The sequence below is a fragment of the Pseudomonas veronii genome (assembly GCF_001439695.1).
GTDB classification, from domain to species: Bacteria; Pseudomonadota; Gammaproteobacteria; order Pseudomonadales; family Pseudomonadaceae; genus Aquipseudomonas; species Aquipseudomonas veronii.
The window spans coordinates 1-2340 of sequence record NZ_JYLL01000072.1 but is presented as its reverse complement, the minus strand read 5'-3'; the positions used below and the strand labels follow the sequence as shown (position 1 = coordinate 2340).

Here is a 2340-nt window from a genome sequence, read left to right as displayed (position 1 = left end):
GTAAGCGTCCAGCCGCCCCACCTTTACTCAGGTTGAGGCGCGAGGGGTAATAGCTCATCGATCCGGCTGTTGGGCCAGCTGGGTAGTTTTTCCAGCGTATCCTTGAGCCAAGCGGCGGGTTCGATGCCGTTCAGTTTGGCGGTGGCCAGCAGGCTCTGGATGGCGGCGGCGCGACGGCCGGCGCGCTCCGAACCGGTAAACAGCCAATTCTTCTTGCCCACCGCGATCGGCCGGATGACGTTCTCCACCGGGTTGTTGTCGATCGGCAGGCTGGCGCTGTGCGCGTAGCGCGACAGCGCCGGCCAGCGTTTCAGGCTGTAGTCCATGGCCTTGGCCAGGCCACCCCCGTTGGCCACGCCTTGCCGCGTCAGCTGCAGCCAGTCGTGCAGGGCCTGCAGTTTGGGCAGGGCTTCTTGTCCGCGCAGCATCTGCCGTGCGCTGCCGTCGAGGTCGCGGCCGCGCGCTTCGATCGCGTAGAGCTCGGCGATGCGCCGCAAGGCCTCGGTGGCCACCGGGCTCTGGTTGGCCGCGTGCAGCTCGAAGAACTTGCGCCGCGCATGGGCCATGCAGCCCACGTCGGTGATACCGGCCCGGAATAGCGCCTTGTAGCCGCCGTAATCGTCGACCACCAGATGACCGCTCCAGTCCGCCAGAAACGCCCGTGCGTACGCACCGCTGCGCCCGGTCTGATAGTCGAACACGGCGATCGGCGATCCCTCGTCCAGGTCGTTGCTGCGGTAGGCCCAGAGGTAAGCGCGTTTGGTTTTGCCGCGGCCTGGATCGAGTTGCTGTACGGGTGTTTCATCGGCGTGCAGCACGGGTCGTCGTCGCAGCAACTCGCTCAGCCGATCCGCCAGAGGCTGCAAGGCCGCGCCGTAGCGCCCGGCCCACTCGGCCAGGGTCGAGCGGGCCAGGGTGACGCCGTCACGGGCGGCGATCTGTTCGAGGCGGTAGAGCGGCAGGTGATCGACGTACTTGCCGATCAGCACCCAGCTAATCAGGCCCGGGGCAGCCATGCCGCCGTCGATCACCGCCGGCGGAACCGGCGCGGCGGTGATGCTTGCGCACGGGCGGCAGGCGTATTGCGGGCGAATGTGGCGGTGCACGAAGAACTTGGCCGGTGTAACGTCGAGCTGCTCGCTGATGTCTTCGCCGATCTTGACCAGCTCGCCGCCACACTGGCCGCAGCTGCAGGTCTCGGGTTCGTGACGGTGTTCGATGCGCGGCAGGTGTTCCGGCAAGGGCTGGCGACCGGCGCGCGGGCGCTGGGTGCGCAGCTGCGGCACCTGTTGCTCGACTTCGGCCTCGATGGCGGCGCAGTCGGCGTCAGCCGTCTCACGGAACAGATCGCACTGCTCCGGCGACAGGGCTTCGTTTTTGACGCCGAAACGAATGCGCCGCAGGTGCGCCAGTTCAAGGGTCAGTGCCTGGATTTTCAACGCATCGCGCTTGACCTGGGCGCGCAGCTTTTCGGCCTCGGTGTGTAGCGGCAGGACGGCGGCAACGACGCCTTCCTGCTGGGCAGGAGCGAGGTTCAGGGCGGCGAGTTCGGCGGTTAAGAGCATGCGCCAATTCTACCGAAAATCCGCCTGAAAGGCCCGTAAATACTGGCTTTCAGGCGTTATTTTTTCACACTTTCCAATGCCCCATAGGACGCGCCTCGAGGCGTTGCCAATCGATTCCGGCGATCAGCCATTGCCACTGCGCCTGAGTCAGGGTGAACAGCCTGTCGTCGGCGTTGGGCCAGCGGAAATGGCCTTGATGCAGGCGCCGCTGGCTCAGCCACACACCGGTACCGTCCCACTGCAACAGCTTGAGCCGCGAGCCGCGCCGATTACGAAACGCATAGGCCGTGCCATCGCAGGGCGGGCGCCCGAGCGCCTGCTGGATGTGCGCCGAAAGCCCGTCGATCCCCAGGCGCATATCGACCGGCTCGACCACCAGCCACACCTGGGCCGGTATCAGCATCAGGCCATCCCCCGCAGCAACCCGGCCAGCCAGGCCGCATCGACGCCAGCCGGCAATGCCACCTGCCAGCCGCTGGCATGTTGCAGCAGCAACTCCCCGCTGACAGATGGCCCCTGCACCGCCAGCGGCACCAGGGTCAGCGGCGTAGCCGTCTGCTTGCTCCGCCTGATCCAGTAAGCGAGAGCCTTGGGCTTGAGCTCATGCTGCTGACAGTAAGCGACCTGAGTCAACCCACTGTCGCGCCAGGCCTGGACATGCCTGGCCCAGGACTCGCGCCGCGCGTGCATCGTTTCCATGTGAATCCCCTGCTGAAAAATACAGAGGATGCGGGCAGGGGTGCTCGAGGAGAAGGTGGGCGGGCTGGACGCTTAC

At 66.1% G+C, this 2340-nt stretch carries 3 protein-coding genes; all 3 read right to left on the bottom strand.

Annotated elements, in window-relative coordinates; all coding sequences use genetic code 11:
• Positions 1 to 23 precede the first annotated feature (23 nt).
• Positions 24 to 1565 (bottom strand): IS66 family transposase, encoded by a 1542-nt coding sequence (gene tnpC, locus TU80_RS30980; protein ID WP_043107209.1) that lies wholly within the window; start codon positions 1563 to 1565, stop codon positions 24 to 26.
• Between the two features lie 64 nt (positions 1566 to 1629).
• The gene (gene tnpB / locus TU80_RS30975) at positions 1630 to 1968 is read right to left on the bottom strand and encodes an IS66 family insertion sequence element accessory protein TnpB (RefSeq protein ID WP_043107207.1); all 339 of its coding nucleotides are present in this window, start codon (positions 1966 to 1968) and stop codon (positions 1630 to 1632) included.
• Positions 1968 to 2264, bottom strand: a complete 297-nt coding sequence (gene tnpA / locus TU80_RS30970) for an IS66 family insertion sequence element accessory protein TnpA (RefSeq protein WP_057006142.1) — start codon at positions 2262 to 2264, stop codon at positions 1968 to 1970. Before tnpA ends, tnpB begins: the two co-directional genes overlap by 1 nt.
• Positions 2265 to 2340 lie beyond the last annotated feature (76 nt).